The 20,610-nt window shown below is 30.1% G+C and carries 22 protein-coding genes; 20 read left to right on the top strand and 2 right to left on the bottom strand.

The window, feature by feature from the left end; genetic code table 11:
* Position 1 precedes the first annotated feature (1 nt).
* From BLQ19_RS07735 to purD, 16 genes are all read left to right on the top strand, one after another.
* A complete protein-coding gene (locus BLQ19_RS07735; protein WP_074537938.1) occupies positions 2-1,054 on the top strand; it encodes a hypothetical protein in 1,053 nt (350 codons plus the stop codon).
* Between the two features lie 6 nt (positions 1,055-1,060).
* Positions 1,061-2,071, top strand: coding sequence for a dTDP-glucose 4,6-dehydratase (gene rfbB / locus BLQ19_RS07730; protein ID WP_074537937.1), 1,011 nt, complete (start codon positions 1,061-1,063; stop codon positions 2,069-2,071).
* Positions 2,072-2,075: 4 nt separating this feature from the next.
* The gene (rfbA, locus tag BLQ19_RS07725) at positions 2,076-2,933 is read left to right on the top strand and encodes a glucose-1-phosphate thymidylyltransferase RfbA (protein WP_074537936.1); all 858 of its coding nucleotides are present in this window, start codon (positions 2,076-2,078) and stop codon (positions 2,931-2,933) included.
* Positions 2,934-2,937: 4 nt separating this feature from the next.
* Entirely contained in the window at positions 2,938-3,483 is a 546-nt protein-coding gene (rfbC, locus tag BLQ19_RS07720) for a dTDP-4-dehydrorhamnose 3,5-epimerase (protein ID WP_074537935.1), read from the top strand.
* A complete protein-coding gene (gene rfbD / locus BLQ19_RS07715; RefSeq protein ID WP_074537934.1) occupies positions 3,480-4,271 on the top strand; it encodes a dTDP-4-dehydrorhamnose reductase in 792 nt (263 codons plus the stop codon). Before rfbC ends, rfbD begins: the two co-directional genes overlap by 4 nt.
* Before the next feature lie 9 nt (positions 4,272-4,280).
* On the top strand, positions 4,281-5,525 hold the full coding sequence (locus BLQ19_RS07710; RefSeq protein ID WP_074537933.1) for an oligosaccharide flippase family protein: 1,245 nt from the start codon (positions 4,281-4,283) through the stop codon (positions 5,523-5,525).
* Between the two features lie 16 nt (positions 5,526-5,541).
* Complete coding sequence (locus BLQ19_RS07705; protein ID WP_175444411.1) at positions 5,542-6,639, top strand: polysaccharide pyruvyl transferase family protein; 1,098 nt, start codon at positions 5,542-5,544, stop codon at positions 6,637-6,639.
* Between the two features lie 586 nt (positions 6,640-7,225).
* Positions 7,226-7,960 carry a hypothetical protein gene (locus BLQ19_RS21025; RefSeq protein ID WP_139150218.1) on the top strand — a complete coding sequence of 245 codons (735 nt, stop codon included), beginning with the start codon at positions 7,226-7,228 and terminating at the stop codon, positions 7,958-7,960.
* A complete protein-coding gene (locus BLQ19_RS07695; RefSeq protein ID WP_074537930.1) occupies positions 7,957-8,910 on the top strand; it encodes a hypothetical protein in 954 nt (317 codons plus the stop codon). The genes BLQ19_RS21025 and BLQ19_RS07695 overlap by 4 nt, the downstream gene beginning before the upstream one ends.
* Positions 8,907-10,148, top strand: a complete 1,242-nt coding sequence (locus tag BLQ19_RS07690; RefSeq protein WP_139150217.1) for an O-antigen ligase family protein — start codon at positions 8,907-8,909, stop codon at positions 10,146-10,148. Before BLQ19_RS07695 ends, BLQ19_RS07690 begins: the two co-directional genes overlap by 4 nt.
* Positions 10,149-10,157: 9 nt before the next feature.
* Positions 10,158-10,703: an acyltransferase gene (locus BLQ19_RS07685; RefSeq protein ID WP_034660477.1), complete on the top strand. Its 546-nt coding sequence runs from the start codon at positions 10,158-10,160 to the stop codon at positions 10,701-10,703.
* Positions 10,704-10,705: 2 nt separating this feature from the next.
* The gene (locus tag BLQ19_RS07680) at positions 10,706-11,773 is read left to right on the top strand and encodes a glycosyltransferase family 4 protein (protein ID WP_074537928.1); all 1,068 of its coding nucleotides are present in this window, start codon (positions 10,706-10,708) and stop codon (positions 11,771-11,773) included.
* On the top strand, positions 11,774-12,547 hold the full coding sequence (locus BLQ19_RS07675; protein WP_074537927.1) for a glycosyltransferase family 2 protein: 774 nt from the start codon (positions 11,774-11,776) through the stop codon (positions 12,545-12,547).
* Positions 12,548-12,675: 128 nt separating this feature from the next.
* Positions 12,676-13,722 (top strand): MraY family glycosyltransferase, encoded by a 1,047-nt coding sequence (locus BLQ19_RS07670; protein ID WP_226989954.1) that lies wholly within the window; start codon positions 12,676-12,678, stop codon positions 13,720-13,722.
* The gene (locus BLQ19_RS07665) at positions 13,719-14,699 is read left to right on the top strand and encodes a UDP-glucuronic acid decarboxylase family protein (RefSeq protein ID WP_029447424.1); all 981 of its coding nucleotides are present in this window, start codon (positions 13,719-13,721) and stop codon (positions 14,697-14,699) included. The genes BLQ19_RS07670 and BLQ19_RS07665 overlap by 4 nt, the downstream gene beginning before the upstream one ends.
* A 75-nt stretch (positions 14,700-14,774) precedes the next feature.
* Complete coding sequence (purD, locus tag BLQ19_RS07660) at positions 14,775-16,046, top strand: phosphoribosylamine--glycine ligase (protein WP_074537926.1); 1,272 nt, start codon at positions 14,775-14,777, stop codon at positions 16,044-16,046.
* Positions 16,047-16,099: 53 nt separating this feature from the next.
* Here the strand turns inward: purD and BLQ19_RS07655 are convergent, their stop codons facing one another.
* Positions 16,100-16,321, bottom strand: a complete 222-nt coding sequence (locus BLQ19_RS07655) for a DUF6341 family protein (protein ID WP_074537966.1) — start codon at positions 16,319-16,321, stop codon at positions 16,100-16,102.
* Positions 16,322-16,360: 39 nt separating this feature from the next.
* Between BLQ19_RS07655 and BLQ19_RS07650 the strand changes: the two genes are divergently transcribed.
* From BLQ19_RS07650 to BLQ19_RS07640, 3 genes are read left to right on the top strand one after another with little or no spacing between them, the layout of a single operon-like run.
* Positions 16,361-17,293 carry a DUF6427 family protein gene (locus BLQ19_RS07650; RefSeq protein WP_074537925.1) on the top strand — a complete coding sequence of 311 codons (933 nt, stop codon included), beginning with the start codon at positions 16,361-16,363 and terminating at the stop codon, positions 17,291-17,293.
* A 33-nt stretch (positions 17,294-17,326) separates the two neighbouring features.
* Positions 17,327-17,929: a DUF4254 domain-containing protein gene (locus tag BLQ19_RS07645; protein ID WP_074537924.1), complete on the top strand. Its 603-nt coding sequence runs from the start codon at positions 17,327-17,329 to the stop codon at positions 17,927-17,929.
* A 14-nt stretch (positions 17,930-17,943) separates the two neighbouring features.
* Complete coding sequence (locus tag BLQ19_RS07640; protein WP_074537923.1) at positions 17,944-18,981, top strand: glycosyltransferase family 9 protein; 1,038 nt, start codon at positions 17,944-17,946, stop codon at positions 18,979-18,981.
* On the opposite strand, the gene BLQ19_RS07635 is transcribed toward BLQ19_RS07640, so the two are convergent.
* Positions 18,978-19,592: a TetR/AcrR family transcriptional regulator gene (locus BLQ19_RS07635; protein ID WP_029447428.1), complete on the bottom strand. Its 615-nt coding sequence runs from the start codon at positions 19,590-19,592 to the stop codon at positions 18,978-18,980. The genes BLQ19_RS07640 and BLQ19_RS07635 overlap by 4 nt on opposite strands.
* A gap of 271 nt (positions 19,593-19,863) precedes the next feature.
* Between BLQ19_RS07635 and BLQ19_RS07630 the strand changes: the two genes are divergently transcribed.
* Positions 19,864-20,562, top strand: coding sequence for a TIGR04282 family arsenosugar biosynthesis glycosyltransferase (locus tag BLQ19_RS07630; RefSeq protein WP_074537922.1), 699 nt, complete (start codon positions 19,864-19,866; stop codon positions 20,560-20,562).
* The last annotated feature ends 48 nt before the right edge of the window (positions 20,563-20,610 follow it).

Below are 20,610 nucleotides of genomic sequence, written 5' to 3'. Positions count from 1 at the left end.
CATGAACAACCAAACACCACAACAGCCTTCTTCTAATTCTGATGAAGTAGATTTAGGGCAATTATTCCAATTAATTGGAAATGGTTTTAGAAAGCTATTTCGGTTTATTGGAAATATCTTTAAGGGAATTTTTGGAGCCATTATTGTTTTTCTGCAATTCATACAAAAACACCTTATCAAATTTGCAATTGCGGCTATTGTTGGCCTAGCCATCGGTATATATCTTGACATAAATAAAGAGCCCCAGTATCTCTCAACTATGGTTGTTGAACCTAACTTTAATAGTGTTCAGCAACTCTACAATAATATTAATTTTTATGATGAATTAGCTAAATCTGAGGATTCCATTGCCTTGGCGGAAGCATTAGACATTACTTTAAAAGAGGCTGGTTCTATAAAAAAATTCACAGTAGAATCTTATTCTGATGAAAATCAGAAAGTTCAATTATTTGATAAGTTTGTAAAAAGCTTAGATACCACCACACAGAAAGCGATAGATATGGAAGCGTATCTTAAAAATTTTAATTCACTAGATGCTAGATTTCACACCATTGCATTGATTGCTACAAACAATGGAATTGGAAAAAAAATCCAAACTTCAATAATTAACTCTATCTCGAGAAATGATTATTTTAATTTACAGAAAGATATTAGCGATATAAATATTAAACTGCAGGATAGCATTTACAGCAAACAAATTACTGAAATAGACTCGCTTCAACTATTGTACAAGAGAGTCATGCTTAAGGAGGCAGATAAACCTATGCAAGGCACAAACATAAGTCTTGGAGAAGGCGGAAATAAAGATAACAAAGAACTTTCATTAATTAATAAAATGGAAGAACTAAAAGAAAGTCTTGTACTACTTAATGAGGAAAAAGCAAATAAATCTAGTATTTTAAATGTAATATCTGCCTTCCCTAGAAAAGGAGTAGAAGTAAAAGGAATTTGGAACAGCTACAAATTTTTAGTGCCTACCCTATTTTTAAGCTTACTATTAATTATTTTAGCCCTTTTATCACTTAATACATATTTAAAAGAATACAATAAATAATAATTTATGAATATTCTTATTACAGGAGGCGCTGGTTTTATAGGAAGTAATTTTATTCCTTACTACTTAGAAAAAAATCCAAACGATACTGTAATAAATCTAGATTTACTTACGTACGCTGGAAATTTAGAAAATCTAAGTGAAGTTAAAAATGAAACTAGATACAAATTTATACAAGGCTCTATTTGTGATATCAAATTAGTAGAATCAGTTTTTAATGATTTTAATATCCAAAGTATTATTCATTTTGCAGCTGAGTCTCATGTTGACAATTCAATTTCAAGTCCTTATAATTTTATCAAAACTAACATAGAAGGTACATTCGTTTTATTAGAAGCAGCAAAGAAATACTGGCTAAATTCATCCAATAATCGTAATATAGAATATAAAAACTCAAGGTTCCATCATATTTCTACGGATGAAGTCTATGGCTCTTTAGAGAATGATGGCTATTTCACAGAAGACACTCCGTACGCTCCAAACAGTCCTTATAGCGCCTCTAAGGCTTCTTCTGACTTCTTAGTTAGAAGTTATTACCACACATACGGATTGCCTGTTATAACCACCAATTGTTCCAATAACTATGGCCCAAAGCAACATGATGAAAAACTAATCCCTACCATAATAAGGAAAGCAATTAGAAATGAACCCATTCCTATCTATGGAAAGGGAGACAACATTAGAGATTGGCTATATGTCTTGGATCATTGCAGTGGAATTGAACGAACATTTAGAGAGGGTAATCTGGGCGAAACTTACGTCATCGGTGGAAATAATGAATTTTCAAATATAGACATTGCTAAAAAAATATGCAGTTTATTAGACGAAGTTAAGCCGAAAAAGATTGGATCTTATAAAGATCAAATTTCATTTGTTACGGATCGCTTGGGTCATGACTTTAGATATGCTATAGATGCCAAAAAAATAAAACGCGAATTAGGATGGACGCCTCAATTAAGCATGGATGAGGGTTTAAAAACCACGATATGTTGGTACCTTAATAAGTATAACAAGTAACTTTATGAAAGGGATAATTCTAGCTGGTGGCTCAGGAACACGCTTACATCCATTAACAATTACTGTAAGCAAACAGCTTATGCCTGTTTACAACAAGCCGATGATTTATTATCCCTTGGCAACACTAATGTCTGCTGGGATAAAGGATATTTTAATTATAACAACTCCACAGGACGAAAATCTATTCAAAAAACTTTTGAAAGATGGATCTCAATTAGGATGTAAATTCTCCTACGCTGTTCAGGAAAAACCTAATGGCCTAGCGGAAGCTTTTATTATTGGAGAAGAATTTATCAAAAATGACAGTGTTGCCTTAATTTTAGGGGACAATATTTTTTACGGCTCTGGTTTTGCTAAATTATTACAATCCAATACCAAACCTAAAGGCGGTATTATTTATGCATATCACGTTAATGATCCTGAAAGATATGGAGTAGTAGATTTTGATGATTCCGGAAAAGCAATTTCCATTGAAGAAAAACCCATAAAACCAAAATCCAATTATGCCATACCAGGTATCTATTTCTACGATAATGATGTTATAGAAATTGCAAAAAATATTAAACCAAGCAAACGAGGCGAATTAGAAATTACCGATATTAACAAAGTGTACCTAGAAAAAGAGCTTTTAAAGGTTAGTGTATTAGATTCTGGAACAGCTTGGCTAGATACTGGTACATTCTCTTCCTTAATGCAAGCTTCGCAATTTGTTGAAGTGATTGAGGAACGCCAAGGGTTAAAAGTTGGAGCCATCGAAGAGGTGGCTTTTAAAATGGGTTATATCACAATAAAAGAACTCCATATCTTAGCAGAACCCCTGTTAAAAAGTGGCTATGGTGAATATTTATTAAAACAGAAATAGCAATTTGAAAATAACAGAAACATTTATTAAGGGATGCTTTATCATTCAGCCTAAAATTTACGAGGATAATCGTGGCTTATTTTTTGAATCATTCAAGGAAAATGATCTTGAAATAGCTGTAGGAAAATCTATAAATTTCGTGCAGGATAATCAATCTACTTCAAAAAAAGGAACCCTCAGAGGATTACATTTTCAAAAGGGCGAATTTGCGCAATCAAAACTTGTGAATGTTCCCTATGGGGAGGTTTTAGATGTAGTTGTTGATATTCGTACAGAAAGCGCCACATACGGTAAATATTTTAAAATAAAATTATCATCAAAAAACCATACTAGTTTATATGTGCCAAGAGGTTTAGCTCATGGTTTTTTATCTTTACAGGAAAACACCGTATTCAACTATAAATGCGATAATTATTACCATAACGAATCAGAGGGAGGAATTTTATATAACGATTTAGAATTAGGAATTGACTGGGAGCATGACAATGAAAATTTAATTATTTCAGAAAAAGATCGTGGCCTCCCAAGCTTTAAAAATTTGTTGTTATGATTAACATTTTGGTTACTGGAGCATCTGGACAACTAGGCAAGACATTGAACGACGTTAAGCTTGAATACCCAAAATTAGATTTTGTATTTCTGGATTCAAAGCAATTAGATATTACTGATAACCTAAGTATTGAAAAAGCTTTTACACTAGCTAATTTTGACTTTTGTATTAATTGCGCAGCATACACTAATGTAGAACAATCGGAGAAGACTCCTGAGAATGCATTTAAAGTAAATGCAGAAGGTGTCAAGAATTTAGCCCTGGCATGTAAAGAAAATAATACTACTCTCATTCATATTTCAACAGATTATGTATTTGATGGCAAAAAATCAGAGCCTTATACTATAGAAGATACTCCAAATCCTATCAATGAATATGGAAAATCTAAGCTAGCTGGAGAAAAATATATTCAGGAAATATTAGATAGATATTACATTATAAGAACATCATGGCTGTATAGTAAAATTCATGGTAAAAATTTCTATAAAACGATTCTAGAAAAAGCAAAAAAAGGAGACCTTATAAAAGTAACAGATAGGCAGATTGGATGCCCCACTGATACTATTAATTTGTCTAAATTTATATTAGGACTAATAATTAATCATTCTAGTAAATTTGGAATGTTCCACTACACTGACAATAAACCTTTGACCTGGTATGGTTTTGCTCTTAAAATTTTAGGATCAAATAAACTAGATGAGAGCACAACACTTGTGAAGACTAATAAATATCGTAGTTTTGCTAAAAGGCCAAAAAACTCGTGTCTTACCACAACATTGATCGAGTAAAAAAAATAAATGAAAAAGAAAAATATTCTAAATCAGAATTTTAATATATTCAAAAATTTTGGATACTTATCATTTATACAAATTTTTAATCTAATTTTTCCCCTAATTCTATATCCCTATATAATAAGAATAATTGGTGCTGAAAATTATGGAGAAATTTTATATGTTCAAAGTATTGCCATATACCTATCTTTGGTCGTAAATTTTGGCTTTAATATTTATGGTACAAATGAAATATCAAAAGGAGATACATCAGAAGATATCTCAAAAATTATAAGTAACATTTTCACTTGTCAAATTATTTTCTACTGTATAACATTACTAATACTAATTTTAATTGGTTGTATTTCTCAAATGGAAATAATGTTTTTCTTTTTAGCTAGTTATTTATGCCTAAATGAAATTATGATTCCAGTATGGTACTTCCAAGGAAAGGAAAATATGAAGTATATCGCAATATGCTCTTTCATATCTAAATTAACTGCTTTAATTTTTATTTTCATACTTGTAAATGATAGCACGGATAACCTATATATTTTACTTAGCTACGCAATTGGATCTATAGTATGTGGGATGTTTGCTTTGTTTAAAATATTCAAAATTGACAAAAATAAAATACACATCCCAAAATATGAAGATATCAAAAAAGTTCTGATAGATAGCTTCCCTTTATTTGTATCACATTCCTTAGGAGGATTAACACTTAAGAGCAACGCGTTATTTATAGGAGCTTTGATAGGCAAAAAAGAATTAGCTTATTATGATTTAGCAGAAAAATTAGTTAATCTGTTATCTATATTCTTTCAGAATTTCTCGAATGCCATTTTTCCTAATGTAGCAAAAACAAAAAATCAAAAATTAACTAGAACAGCACTGAAAATAGCTTTAATTTCTTCTGTTTTTATAATTATAATAACAAATATAATATCAGAAGATCTTATAACAATAATAGGAGGTATAGATATGTTACCATCAATTGAAATCTTATATCTAATAAGCTTCACCTTAATATTTAGAGCGGTTGGCCCTATAATAAGCACCTCCATAATGGTCGTTAATAACCTAGGAAACAAACTAGGCACAAGCTTTGTATTCGGTTCTATTGTATATTTTTCTGGTATATTAATATTATATTTATGCAATGAATTTACCGTACCTTACTTAATTTACAATTTAACAATATCGTTAGCTTTTGTAGTCATTTTTAGAATTTATTATTGCATTAAAAATGGATTGTCAAAATGGATTATTTAGGATAAAATTTTTGAAAATGCAAACAAAAAAAATTACTCTAGTTGGATACTATGGATATGATAACTTAGGAGATGACATTATGTTAGATTGTATCTTAAAGGAGATTGCTAATCAAATACCAAACATTAAGGTTGAAATTATTTGTAAGAATTCAGAAAACCTAAGTTCAATACTTAGCAAATACGAATATGTAAATCATATCGAATTTAAATCAAAAAATAAATTTCAAAATTTCAAAATCTATATAAAATCCATTAGAAACTCTGACATTACTATTTGGGGTGGAGGGACCTGTTTTTCTGATGAGGATGGTATTGGAAATTTCAAATATTTTATATTTAATATATTATTAAACAAACCATTTGCATACTTGGGCATCGGGATTGGAAATTTAAATAAAGTTCGTTCAAAAATTAAAACGAAAATACTTTTCAAAACAATGTTATTTGCTACAATTAGAGATAACACCTCTTATAAATTTGCGAAAAGAAAGTATATTCAAAAAAACATATTTCTAACAAGTGATCTTTCTTATTTATTCAAAATCTCAAATAAAAGAATTGAAAAACCATATATTCTCATAAGTTTTAGAGATTTGCGTAATTTTTATTCCAGTTCAGAAATCGAAAAGCGGCATACAAACATATTAAACTTTGTTAGTGAAATTGCAATAAAAGAAAACTTGCAAGTTCTATTTCTACCGATAGATTCCGTAAAAGATAGCGCTATAAATGAGAGAAATTCTATTTACTTTAGTAATAATTATTCAATAAAATCAGAATATATTTTAGACAATAAACTTAATTCAAAAATAAATTATATCCAGAATGCCAAATATAATTTTTCAGAAAGATTACATAGTTTAGTCATATCTAAGTTTTGTCATTTAAATTGTGTCGGTTTAAGTTACAGTCCAAAGATTGATAGATTTTTTGAGGAAATCGATTCAAAATCATATATACCTTATGATAAAGAAATGAATCAAAAAGAAATTGAAAAAGCTTTTTCTTATGTTCCTGAAATAAGTAACCTAGAAGAAATTGAAAAAAAAACAAAAACAGCAAAGCAGAATATCTCATATCTAAAAAAGTTCATATATGCTGAAGAAACCTAGTTATTTAGAATGGGGGTTTTTTTTTCTACATTTAATTTGCTTGTTATTCGGTTTTGGACTAGCAAGTTATGTAATAATATTTTGCACGTCTATATATTGCTTATTTGCCATACTAAAAAGAAGCTATTTCTCACTATATCTATTATTGATTTTCGGAAGTTATCACTCAATGTTCAACAACATTTATACAAGTGACATTTTCGGGATTAATATCATTTATATATTAATAGTTACTTACTTTTTTACAACTTTAATATATTTTAAATTTAACATCAAAACTATTTTAATAAGTACACCTTTTATTTTTATGTATTTATTAAATTTAATATTTGGATTTTATTATAAATATTCCGTAAACTGGTATTTAAATGAATTATTTTCGTTTACTTGTTTATCAATATTTATAATTAACATCTTTAACCTCTCCTACGAAAAATTTCAAAAGATAATAAACATATTAGCTAATTATGTTCTATATTTCTACCCTTTATTTACATTTTTTTCAATAATTTCCGCGAACGAGGAAAATTTATACTTTGATGAATTTGAGAAATTTTATTATGTATCTATAATACCAATAATGTTTATGAAGTTTAAGAATAAAAAAATTCTTATCCCATTTCATATATTAGTCTTTATACTCAAGTCTCAATTTACATACACCAGCAGTTTAAATATAATTTTACTAGTTATCTCTGCACTAACACTTTTCTTTTTAAGTAATTTTAATATTGCAAGAAAATTTATATTCATTCTTCTAATAAGTTTATTATCTATTTTAGTCTACAACTACAGTAGTCCACTCACAAAATTTAAAGTATTTCAAGCTCAAGAAGCCATTGCTAAGATCATCGAAGGAGATGTGACTATGGTTCCAAAATCACCAAGAGTAAGAGTATTAGAATTCATGATATCATTTAATAATTTAAAAGAAGAAAACATAATTGTGGTATTAGTTGGCAAAGGTTTCGGAAGTTATATAGACGACAACAGAACTCAGTACTTTAAAAAGTTTAAAACACCATTAAATGATGATGATTATTCCAAAGAAGAGGTAGATAGTTTAAAATTTAAAAAAGGGCATGGCGGTATTCCATATATACCAATAAAAATGGGGATTTTTGGAATGATCCTATTTGTCTCAATTTTTACAACTGGATTAACTCTAATTAGAAATAAAGAATTTTCTTGGTTAGCCATAGGAGCTCCATTCTACATAGTAACAACATTTTCATTTGGTCTGAAAAATTTTATTTTTGTTGGCATACTAGTAGGAATTATCTTAGCTTTAAGATTTAGAAATAATCAATTAATCTCGTGAAACAAAAAATAACTATAGTTGATTTATTGGCCGAAAAAGGACATATTCTATTTGTTAAAAGGTTAATTGAAATTCTTCAAGAAGACTACGATGTTCGAATTATTAGCTCTAATTCTTACTGCAAGAAACTAAAAGCAAATAATTTCATAGGGATAAGCGATAAGCTGTTTCTAAAAACCAACAAATATTCTTATGTATTGCGGCAGTTAAAAATTATTAAAATGGCGACTAAAAACATTGAGACAAATTCAATTATTTTAGTTACTAGTTTTGAAAATATATCATTCAGTATTGGTTGGAATATCAAATCATTCGCTTTTATTCATAACAATCTTGATAAAAAAGGAATTAGTCTCTTTTTCTTTAAAAAAATAAAGAAGAAAATAAAATTCTGTGTTTTTGAAAAATATATTTCTGATTATTTACAAAAGCAATGTCAGCAGTCTAGAATAAAGGTAATACCGCATACTATAAATTCTAAAAAAATTGATATTAGTAAGAACTCTGAAGAAAATTCATCTTACGTCTTTGCCGTTAATGTTGATACTACAACCGAAGAGTTTCGTGAATTTTCAGAATATTTTGCAAAACAGTCTATTAAAATATTTGTAAAAAGTAAGAAAAAATTTATTGACAATAAATTTTTAACTATAAAAACATATTATGAGAATTATGAAGAAATGATATCAAATTCATTATTTGTCGTTTTAGACATTAATTATAATTACAGAGTAAGTGGTGTTTTTTACGAATGCATGTATCTTAACAAAAAAATATTTTTTATTAATTCAAATGGAATGTTCTCTACTGTAATGAAAAATAAATATTCTGAAAATTGTTTAAAAAATTATCGTAATGTCGGGACAAATAAAGCTAATAATAAAAAATTTCTAGACCTACACAACGATAAAAAATTATTGTCAATTTTCAAAAATGAAATTAAATTGTGAAAAAAAATATAATTATAATTGTTCTGATTTTACAATTAATCTTATGTATTCTGCCTATTTTACCACATGGGATAATATCTATTTGCTTAATTGCTTATAGTATAGGGGTTATAATATTATATTTGAAATCTCCAGAGGTTAATGTTTCAAAAAAAGATATCAAATATCTTTTTTCTCAAATTAGTTTTTATATTTTATTTTGTTTCTCAATTTTTTACTCTGAAAACATTACTACGTCCTTTAGAATAATTCAACATTCAATTTTACTATTAATTTTTCCCTTTCTCAGTGTTTTTGGACATTCAATCTCTAAAAAAAGGATATTTCTTTTAGGAATTTCTTTTGTAGTCTCCTCTTTGGTGCTTGCAATATACATTTGCGTTTATTTAATGTTAAATTATAATATCAGTTATATACTTTCAGGATCATTAGTTTATCATGTAATTAAAGCAAATAAATTAATATTTGAAATTCACCCCATTTATACCTCGGTGTTCTTTCTAATCGCCATATTATTAATACTAAATTATTTAATCACCGTTAGATTTGCTCTAAAAAAAAGTTTAATCGCAATTTTACCCATCACAATTTTCAGTTTAACCATTTTACTTTTAGCATCAAAAACAATAGTTTTTCTTGCGCTTATGACTTTAATAACTCTTTTTTTTTTAGATAAAAGGATATCCAAAATTCATAGAATTAGCTTAATAAGTTCACTAACATTGCTAATAATACTTGCTTCATTATCATTTAAAACTTTGAACAATAGAATTTCAGATTTTACTGAATACCTTACTACCAATAATAGAGTGGAAAAAAATCTAGAAAATTCTACAAATATCAGAGCAAACTTGTTTGTCTGTTCGAAAGATTTAATATATAACGAATTTTTGCTAGGGTATGGAATAGGGGATGTTCAGGCGGAGCTTGATAAATGCTTAGATTATTATGAAATTAAATCAAAAATAGTAAGTGCACACAATTTTTATTTGCGATTAGCTTTGAGTGCTGGAGTCCTATGTTCAATTCTGTTTATTTATTCCTTATTTTTCAACCTCAAAATCGCAATAATACAAAAGAGTATAATTTCAATTATAATACTATCAATTTTTATTTGTTTATGTTTGTTTGAAGACTATTTATTAAGAGCTTATGGTGTAACTCTTTACTCCGTATTTGTACATTTTTTATATTTGTCTGATAAAAATTGTAATAATTTCTTTCTTAGCGAAGAATAAATATTAAAAATGCTTAAAAAGTTTCTAAAATTTCCATTTTACTTCTTCATAAAATATGTTCCTAATCATATTATAAATAAGATTCCATCTTATTCAATAAGAAATTTTTATTATCGCTATATATATAAAATAAAAATTGGCAAGGGAAGCAGTATTCATCTTGGCGTTTTTTTAAATAGAAATGATATAATAATTGGAAACAACACAACTATTAATAGAAATTGTTATTTGGACGGCAGAGATAAGTTGACAATTGGAAATAACGTCTCTATTTCTCCAGACGTGCAAATCATAACTGCAACACATGACCATAATAGTGAAACATTTAAATATATTACCCTGCCAGTAGAAATAAAAGATTTTGTTTGGATAGGCACAAGAGCCATCATTTTACCCGGAATAATTTTAGGAAGGGGTGCTATAGTTGCAACCGGAGCTGTTGTAACTAAAAACGTCCCAGACAATACTATTGTTGGAGGTGTTCCAGCTAAAATTATAGGTAAAAGAAATTCGAATTTAAATTACACTTGCAATTGGAAACCTCCCTTTTATTAAATATGAAAAAAATTTTGATAGTTGATTTCAATGGAACAGCTCCTATTTATACTCATTACTTCTCCCAAGGATTATCTAAATCAAATTGGGACGTAAAAATATTAGGCTATAGAAACAGTGAACACTTAAATTTTTCTAGCACACTTACACCATATATAGGAACTCAAATTTTTGGCAAGTCTATAAATTATCTAATCAATTGGATTTATTTATTGAAAATCTGTAAAAAATATGATATTATAAATATCCAATGGTTTCAAATGTTAAACAAAACTGGATTAGAATTATATTTAATTAGAATCTTAAAGTTTTTAAATCCAAACATTTACTATACAGTTCACAATATTTACCCTCACAATTGTATAAATAAAAAATTGGTAAAGAGATATAATAGATTATACCAAATTATTGACAATTTTTTGATTCATACTCAAAAAAGTAAAAAACAAATTCAAGATATTGTCAACACAAAAAAAAAATATGTGAATATAAATCATGGTTATTTTTATAATGAATTTAGTGAAGATAAAAAAGAATTTTCACAGATTAAATTGCTAATGATCGGGTATATTTCAAAATATAAAGGAATTACAGATGCTATAAAGGTTATTTCAATTTTAAAAAAAGATAATTATAATGTAATACTTTCCATCAAAGGACTCTGCAATAATGATAATGATTATCTAAATGAAATACACGAATTAATCACTGAATTAGATTTAGAAGAAAATGTACTAATTGAAAATAAATTTATTACCACCACTGAACTTGTACAAGCATATCAATCCGCAACATTTAGCATAATGCCCTATAAAAAAATCGAACAAAGTGGAGTTCTCTTTACTTCATTAGGGCTAGGAACCCCTGTAGTGGCGTATGATATAGGGGGGTTATCAGATATTATTATTAGTGGGCACAATGGTTATCTAGCAAGACAAAATGACATTGATGATTTAAGTAAAGGAATAATTAAGTGTTTAAATAATTACGAAATGATTAAAATAAATTTAAGTAAAGGTTCTAAAAATAATCTTTGGGTTTTAAATGGCTCAATACTAAACGATATATAAATGAGCCCTATTGTTTCAATAATTACACCTGTCTATAATTCCGAAGAACATTTAAGACATTGCTTAGAATCTGTAATGTCTCAAAAATATGTTAATTGGGAACATATACTTGTTGATGATTGTTCTACAGATCAAAGCGCTGAGATAATTGAGCAATATTCTAGACGTGATTTCAGAATAAAATATATAAAGCTTGACTCTAATAGCGGTGCAGGTGTTGCAAGAAATACTGCAATGAAAAATGCCACTGGTCGTTTTATAGCTTTTTTAGATTCAGATGATTATTGGGATGAAAATAAGTTGTCAAAACAAATTACCTACATGTTAGATAATAAATACGCTTTTACATATACAGATTACTTTATTGTAGAAAAAAACAATCCTAATCCCAAATATATTATACAATCACCAAAAAAAATTGACTATAATAAAATGCTCAATAATGACTATATTGGATGTTTGACGGCAATTTACGACAAAGAATTATTAGGCTTAAATTTAATGCCAGACATAAGAAAAAGACAAGATTGGGTTTTATGGCTTAGACTACTTCAAAAATGCGATTACGCACATGCAATTAATGAACCGTTAGCAAATTATAGAATTGGCAATTCATCATTGAGTAATAATAAATTTAAACTTCTTAAGCACAATTTTAATGTTTACCATAAAGAATTAAAAATGTCTTTCTTGAAATCAGTTTTTATGATGATCAATTTTTTAATTCATTATTTCTATTTTAAATTAACATCAAAGAAAGTTCTACAGAATTAGAGTACATTAGCACAAATATTTAAATTTTGCATTTTCTAGAATCAGCCATAATATTATTTATAGGAGCCTTCCTTTTGACTTATTTGACGATACCAAAGATTATCAAAGTTGTTGAATACAAAAGGTTAATGGATCACCCTAATCATAGGAGTTCTCATAAAGGCCGAACTCCAACCCTAGGTGGTGTTGCATTTTTCTACACCCTAATTTTTGCTTTATTTTTCATAAAAAATTGGAATGATTATGACGAAGGTATGTTCATAATCCCCGGTCTTACGATTCTCTTTATTGTTGGATTAAAAGATGACTTAGTTGTTTTAGGACCTCTTTCGAAATTAATAGCTCAAGGGCTTGCCGTCTCTTTTGTATTAGCTAACGAAGGTTTTGTCATACATTCCTTAAATGGTTTTTTAAATATAAATGAAATCCCTTATTTTCTTTATTTAGCTATTGGAGGCTTTATGATGATTACCATTATTAATTCCTACAATCTTATTGATGGTATTGATGGTTTGGCTTCAATTGTAGGAATTGTTATTCTAGTGATATATACCACCATTTTCTATTTATCTGGAGAGCACTACTACGCCCTAATAGCATTGACCCTGAATGCGAGCTTAATGGCCTTTTTTGGGTATAATATATCCGGAGACAGGAAAATTTTCATGGGGGATACAGGCTCTCTTATCGTTGGTTTTATCATAAGTGTTTTAACCTTAAAATTTCTTTCTCTTACTCCTCAGGATTATACCGAGTTACCATTTCTCTTAGAAAACGCTCCACTAATTGCGATTTCTATATTAATAGTACCCCTTTTTGATACGGCTAGAGTATTTGCAATACGTCTAGCGAATAAAAGAGGGCCCTTTTCTCCAGACAGAAATCATACGCACCATGTATTAATTGATTATTGGGGCTTAAGTCATAAGCAAGCCAGTTTTCTAATTGGTTGTTTCAATTTAATTTTTGTAATGCTTTTTATTGTTTTAGGGAGTACTGCTAAAAATATAGGCATGGTGATTATGTTAGTTAGCGTAGTAGTAATTTTAGGCTATGTATTTTTCAGATATAACTACAACTTTTCCACTTTAAAGCAAAAGATAAAGATTAAGCAAAAAGTTAATAACATTAAGACTAAAATGGAGAGCCCAAAAAAGAAGAAAAAAAACCCATGAAAAGAGTACTAATTACAGGAGCAGCAGGGTTTTTAGGATCTCATTTATGTGATCGCTTTATAAAAGACGGTTATTATGTCATTGGCATGGATAATCTAATTACTGGTGATTTAAAAAATATAGAACACCTGTTTCACTTAAAACAATTTGAATTTCATCATCATGATGTGTGCAATTTTGTTCATGTTAGCGGTGAATTAGATTTTATATTACATTTCGCATCGCCCGCTAGTCCAATAGATTATTTAAAGATTCCTATTCAGACACTTAAAGTAAGCTCTGTTGGAACATTAAATTTATTAGGTTTAGCAAAACAAAAAAATGCAAGAATTCTGGTGGCATCTACTTCTGAAATATATGGCGACCCGCTAGTACACCCTCAGAATGAGGAATACTATGGTAATGTAAGCTCTATAGGTCCACGTGGCGTATATGACGAAGCAAAACGCTTTATGGAGTCGCTAACTATGGCTTACCACAGATACCATGGCTTAGACACGCGTATTGTCCGTATTTTTAACACCTACGGCCCAAGAATGCGATTAAATGACGGACGTGTAGTTCCTGCCTTTATGGGGCAAGCACTACGAGGGGAAGATATCACCGTATTCGGAGATGGTTCTCAGACACGTTCTTTCTGCTATATAGATGATCAAGTAGAAGGTATTTATCGTTTACTAATGAGTGATTGTTCAGATCCTGTGAATATTGGCAATCCACATGAAACCACCATTTTAGAATTTGCACAAGAAATTATTAAACTTACTGGTACTCAGCAAAAAATTATTTTTAAGCCCTTACCACAAGATGATCCTTTGCAACGCCAACCTGATATCACTAAAGCCAAAGAAATCTTGGATTGGGAACCTAAAGTTCATAGAACAGAAGGCCTTAAAATAGTTTTTGATTATTTTAAATCATTATCACCTGACGAACTTCAGAAAAAAGAACATAGAGATTTCTCTAGTAAAGCGTAGGGAATATATTTATCCTATAAAATTACTGGTATTATTCGTCTTCAATAGGTATTTTTGCCCAAACCTTCTAGTAGTATGAACATTCTTATTCTTGGAGCAGGTGGCCGTGAACACACCCTTGCTTGGAAACTAAAACAAAGTCCAAAATTATCTAATCTTTTTGTTGCACCTGGTAATGCAGGTACTGCAGCCATTGCTACAAACCTCAACATTGGCGTCAATGATTTTGAAGCTATCAAAACGGCTGTTCTTACCAAAAAGATAGAAATGGTTATTGTAGGCCCTGAAGATCCATTAGTGAATGGTGTTCATGATTTCTTTTTAAATGATAATGATTTAAAAAATATTCCTGTTATAGGCCCTCAAAAGGCTGCTGCAACTTTAGAAGGAAGTAAAGATTTTGCAAAAGAATTTATGATGCGTCATAACATTCCTACTGCAGCATATGAGAGCTTTACCGCTGAGAGTCTTGAAAAAGGCTATACTTTTTTAGAAAGTTTAAATCCTCCTTATGTTTTAAAAGCAGATGGTCTAGCCGCCGGAAAAGGTGTTGTAATTTTGAACAACTTACAAGACGCTAAAGAGGAACTTAAATCTATGCTAGTGGATGCTAAATTTGGTACTGCCAGTACCACTGTGGTTATAGAAGAGTTCTTGGACGGCATAGAATTAAGTGTTTTTGTTTTAACGGATGGCGAAAATTACAAAGTATTACCTACTGCAAAAGACTATAAACGCATAGGAGAAGGAGACACTGGACTCAATACGGGCGGTATGGGTGCTATTTCGCCTGTTCCTTTCGCTAGTGAGGCATTTATGGACAAGATACATAAGCAAGTAGTCATCCCTACCGTAGAAGGCCTTAAAAAGGATAATTTGCCTTACAAAGGATTTATCTTTATTGGATTGATTAAAGTTGATGATAATCCTAAGGTTATTGAATACAATGTTCGTTTAGGAGATCCGGAGACCGAAGTTGTTATTCCAAGGTTAAAAAATGATTTGGTAGAAGTTTTACAGGCAGTTGCCAATCAAACTTTGAACGAAATAGATTTACAGGTTGATGAGCGTACTGCCACAACTGTAATGGCTGTTTCAGGCGGATACCCTGAAGCCTACGAAAAAGGAAAAGAAATAACTGGATTTGAAATGATTAAAGAGGCTACCGTTTTTCATGCAGGTACCACTTTAATAGATGGAAAAGTACTAACTTCTGGAGGCCGCGTATTAGCGGTTACCGCTTTTGGATCGGACTTTAAAGAAGCTTTAAAATTATCGTATCAAAATATAGAAAAATTGAACTTTGAAAAGATGAACTATAGAAAAGATCTAGGTTTTGATCTGTAGTTTCTAAAGTTTAAACATAAAAAAAAGCCCTTTTAAAGGGCTTTTTTTAGTTCTTACAAGTAAGAATGACCTGTAACGTCTTTACGTTCTTCACCAGAATCGTTATATTTTTTCAATTGTAACATCCAATATACAAAGGCTACAGTGCCAATAACCATGAAAATCCAATTCAATGTACTAGCACCCCACCAGCTATGCATAAAACGCAATGCATCAAGAGGTATAAACAATACATTTACAAATAAATCTTCAATCGCTCTAAAAAATGATTCCATCTTAATTATATTTACCATGCAAAAATATAAAAACCCAAGATGATTTCAAGCATTTTTGGAAAAACAAAACCAATAAATTACATCTTAATACTTTCTTTTCTGTTTGTATTCTACTGGTTTACTGTTTTCATCCTTTATTCTATTCCTTATAATTCTAACACTATCCTACTGCAAATAGTAGCTTTAGGGGTCTTACTGTTTGATATATTCATTATAAATTTTATCGTAAAACGCAATAAAATAACGGCAGATCACTCCTACACTATTCTTTTTTTTACCTTATTAATTTTAATATTTCCAGAGACATTACTGGATAACTACAGTATTATATGCTCGTTTTTTCTTTTAATTGCCTTAAGGAGGCTATTAAGTATAAAATCGCTTAAGGCTATAAAAATAAAACTATTTGATGCCTCCATGTGGGTAGCTATTGCCAGTTTATTTTATGATTGGGCCATTTTATTCTTAATCCTCGTCTATATCACCATTTACTTATACAACCCTAAAAACATAAGAAACTGGATTATTCCCTTCATTGGTGTAGCTACCGTGTTTTTAATAGCATCGGCAGTCTTTATCTTAATAGACCAACCCGAATATATTCTTAATCATTATAAATTTACGGTCAGCACCACTTCCGAATACCTATTAGAATGGCGGCATAGTTTACGGTTATTAACCTACATTTTTGCCATACTTTTCTTAATTGTTCTAATGTTTATTAAATTAAGTAGCTGTGGTCAAGGGAGAATTAATACCATGCGACTTATCAATATATTTTTCTTAATAGGGATTACCATTACTCTGCTTAATTCTAATCATGAGATATCTCCAATATTAATGACCTTCTTTCCTGCCACTGTTTTTATGTCTAATTACATTGAAACGATAAAAAAGCCCAATATTAAAGAGATTGCATTGATTGCGAGTATAATTATACCTTTTATCATCTTGTTGATACGGTTTATTTAAGTCAAATAGTATCTTTGCAAGAAAGCGTAATTTATGTTTAGCGAATTTGCATTCAAAATCTTCGAGGAAAGTATAGCCAAATATCATGTAAAGGATGATGTGTATCAATCTTTTGAAAATCCGTATCCAAAGGATGATATTGCCCACCTTCTTTATCGAAAAAATTGGATTGATACCGTACAATGGCATTATGAAGATATAATTCGCGATCCCAATATAGATCCAGATGCGGCCTTAGTTTTAAAACGTAAAATTGATGCTAGTAACCAAGATAGAACAGATCTTGTGGAATATATTGATAGTTATTTTTTAAATAAATACCAATCGGTTTCTATAAAAGATGGTGCTACAATTAATACCGAAAGTCCGGCTTGGGCTATAGATCGTCTGTCAATTTTAGCCTTGAAAGTTTACCATATGAAAGAGGAAGCCAATAGAGTTGGTGCTTCTGCAGCATATTTACAAAAATGTGGAGATAAACTAACTATCCTTTTAGAACAGCAAAAAGATTTGTCTACCGCTATTGATCAATTGTTAACTGATATTGAACACGGTGAAAAATACATGAAAGTCTATAAACAGATGAAAATGTATAATGATGATGAGATGAATCCTATTCTTCGCGGCAAGAAATAAATTAGGCACCCCTTATGACACCTACCAAACATATTTTGGTCATACGATTATCTGCTATGGGAGATGTTGCTATGACAATACCTGTATTACTAGCAATACAAGAGCAGTATCCGGAACTAAAAATAAGTATTCTTACCAGAGCTTTTTTTAAACCAATGTTTTCTCAACTATCCAATGTTTCTGTTATTGAAGCAGATGTAAAAGGAAAACATAAGGGAATGATTGGCTTGTACCGTTTGCACAAAGAATTAAAAACACTAGAAATAGATGCTATTGCAGATCTACATAATGTTTTAAGAAGCAATATTCTAAGGCAGTATTTTAAGACTAGTAAAATCCCATTCATACAAATTGATAAAGGCAGAGCAGAAAAGAAGGCCTTAGTAGCCAAAACAAATAAAAAATTCGCACCCTTACCCTCTACGCATCAACGCTATGCTACCGTTTTTGAGAAACTAGGATATCCCTTAAATTTAGAAGAATCAAAACTCCTAAAAAAAGAATCCCTTAAAGAAAATACGCAAAAAGTAGTAGGTATTGGAACTAAAACGTGGATTGGAATAGCGCCATTTGCTGCTTTTACAGGTAAAATGTACCCTATTGCTTCTATGGAAAAAGTGGTTTCAGAATTGAATAAGACCAATAGGTATAAAATATTACTTTTTGGCGGAGGCGCTAAGGAAAAAGAAGTACTTTCTAAGTGGGAACATAATTACGATAATGCTGTTAATATCGCTGGCAAGATCGATTTGAGTCAAGAACTTGCTGTTATATCTCAGTTAGATATTATGATAGCTATGGATAGCGGTAATGCACATTTAGCTGCAATGTACGGCATACCAACCCTAACCTTATGGGGCGTGACGCATCCTTATGCTGGTTTCTATCCTTTTAGACAAAAAGAAAATAACGCCCTGTTATCAGATAAGGAAAAATATCCACAGATACCTACTTCAATTTACGGTAACAAAGTACCAAGCGGGTATAATAAGGTTATGGAAACCATCACTCCTGAAATGGTATTAAATAAAATAGAGGAAATTTTACACTAAGCTGTTTGCTTATTTGCCATCGCTCTAAAGAAAAATTTCACTTGTTGCATATAACGGTATCTTAATGCCGTTGCACTTCCTTCTACCATCATGGTTCTTATTCCTATATAAGAAGAGATAATATAGCTAGCAGCACCTTCACAGTCTACATGACGATCTACAAAACCATTGAACTTACCTCTTTGTAAGGCTGATACTAGATTAACTTCCCAAATTTTTAAAGTATCATTTAAATACTTCATAATTTCAGGATTTTTACCATTGAATTCTGTAATGAAATTACTCAATACAAAACCATAATCATTCTCATTATGTTCTGCCATTTGTAAGGATTCATCCAAACAAGAAGAAATTAAATCTAATGGGTTGTCATGACCTTCTATAGGCTCGATCAACATACTGTAGATTTTCCTAACAACCAATTGCTGCAAGATGCTGATAAAAAAATCTTCTTTTGATTTAAAGTGATAATAGAATGCACCTTTAGAAAGGCTAAGTTCTTTTAATATTTCGTCGACACTTGTATTGTAATATCCTTTTCTATAAAACAACTCAAGCCCTGTAACTTGCATTTTGTGCATGGTAGCCATGCGTTTTAAACTCTTTTCCATAAGATTTGGGTTTTTGGGTAAACAGACTGTAGGGTCTAATACAAAGATATTAAGTAGCTTTAATAATTATAAATATGAGAGGTAAGTGGATAGAAAATTACGGTATAACACCAAAACCTGTCGATAAATGAACAATTTTGTAAATTTACCAAACCCATTAGTCGGTTTTATCGTAATTACACCGATGGATAGTTTTAAAAGTTAGGTACATTTACAATAAAAAAACCATCATAAATTAAGTTTCTAAGCATTTCATCGACCAACCCGAAGAATGACACCAAATAACAACAAAACAGTCTTATTCGTTTTTTCTCTTTCTGCTACTATTGAAGCAGAGAGAAAACCGTTGTTTGGTGCTCATAAAAAGAACACTTCTAAGGAATTTTTTAAGCTTTTAAATAAAAAAACTCGCCAGGTAGCTCAAAATAGTGGCGTTGATGTTCTTTGGATAGATGAAACACAGCAACAAGGAGATTCTTTTAATGAACGGTATGCTAATGCCTATCAGTCCTTATTTGATCAAGGATATGAAAAAGTTATTTCTATAGGTAACGATACTCCTAATCTTACTACGCAGCATATTACAAATGCCATAAAAAGGCTTTCGCAGCAGCAACTTGTTTTTGGCCCCTCTAAAGATGGTGGTGTATATCTTTTAGGCTATTCTAAAAATACTTTTGATAAAGCAGCCTTTAAAAAATTCTCTTGGCTCACAAGCAAGGTTTCTAATGAAATAAAGGATTTCGCGATTCAAAACAATGTTTCTTTTTCGGTTTTAGAGACCTTGGAAGATATTGATTCAAAAAAAAATGCACTAGAATTTGCATATACTCATCTTAATTTTAGTATAAGTACCTACATATTGTTTCATTTAGCTACGGTTAAAACGAAATACGATAACAATACCAAAGCCTTAAGAACAAATATATTACTTCATAATTTTTTATTAAGAGGACCTCCTTCCCTATAGTTTTTCAGATTCATAAAAATCAACATAAAAAATCTGTCTAGCATCATG

Source organism: Cellulophaga baltica (genome assembly GCF_900102165.1).
Lineage (GTDB): Bacteria > Bacteroidota > Bacteroidia > Flavobacteriales > Flavobacteriaceae > Cellulophaga > Cellulophaga baltica.
The sequence above is the reverse complement of the archived record's forward strand: the minus strand, read 5'-3'. Positions and strand labels throughout refer to the sequence as shown.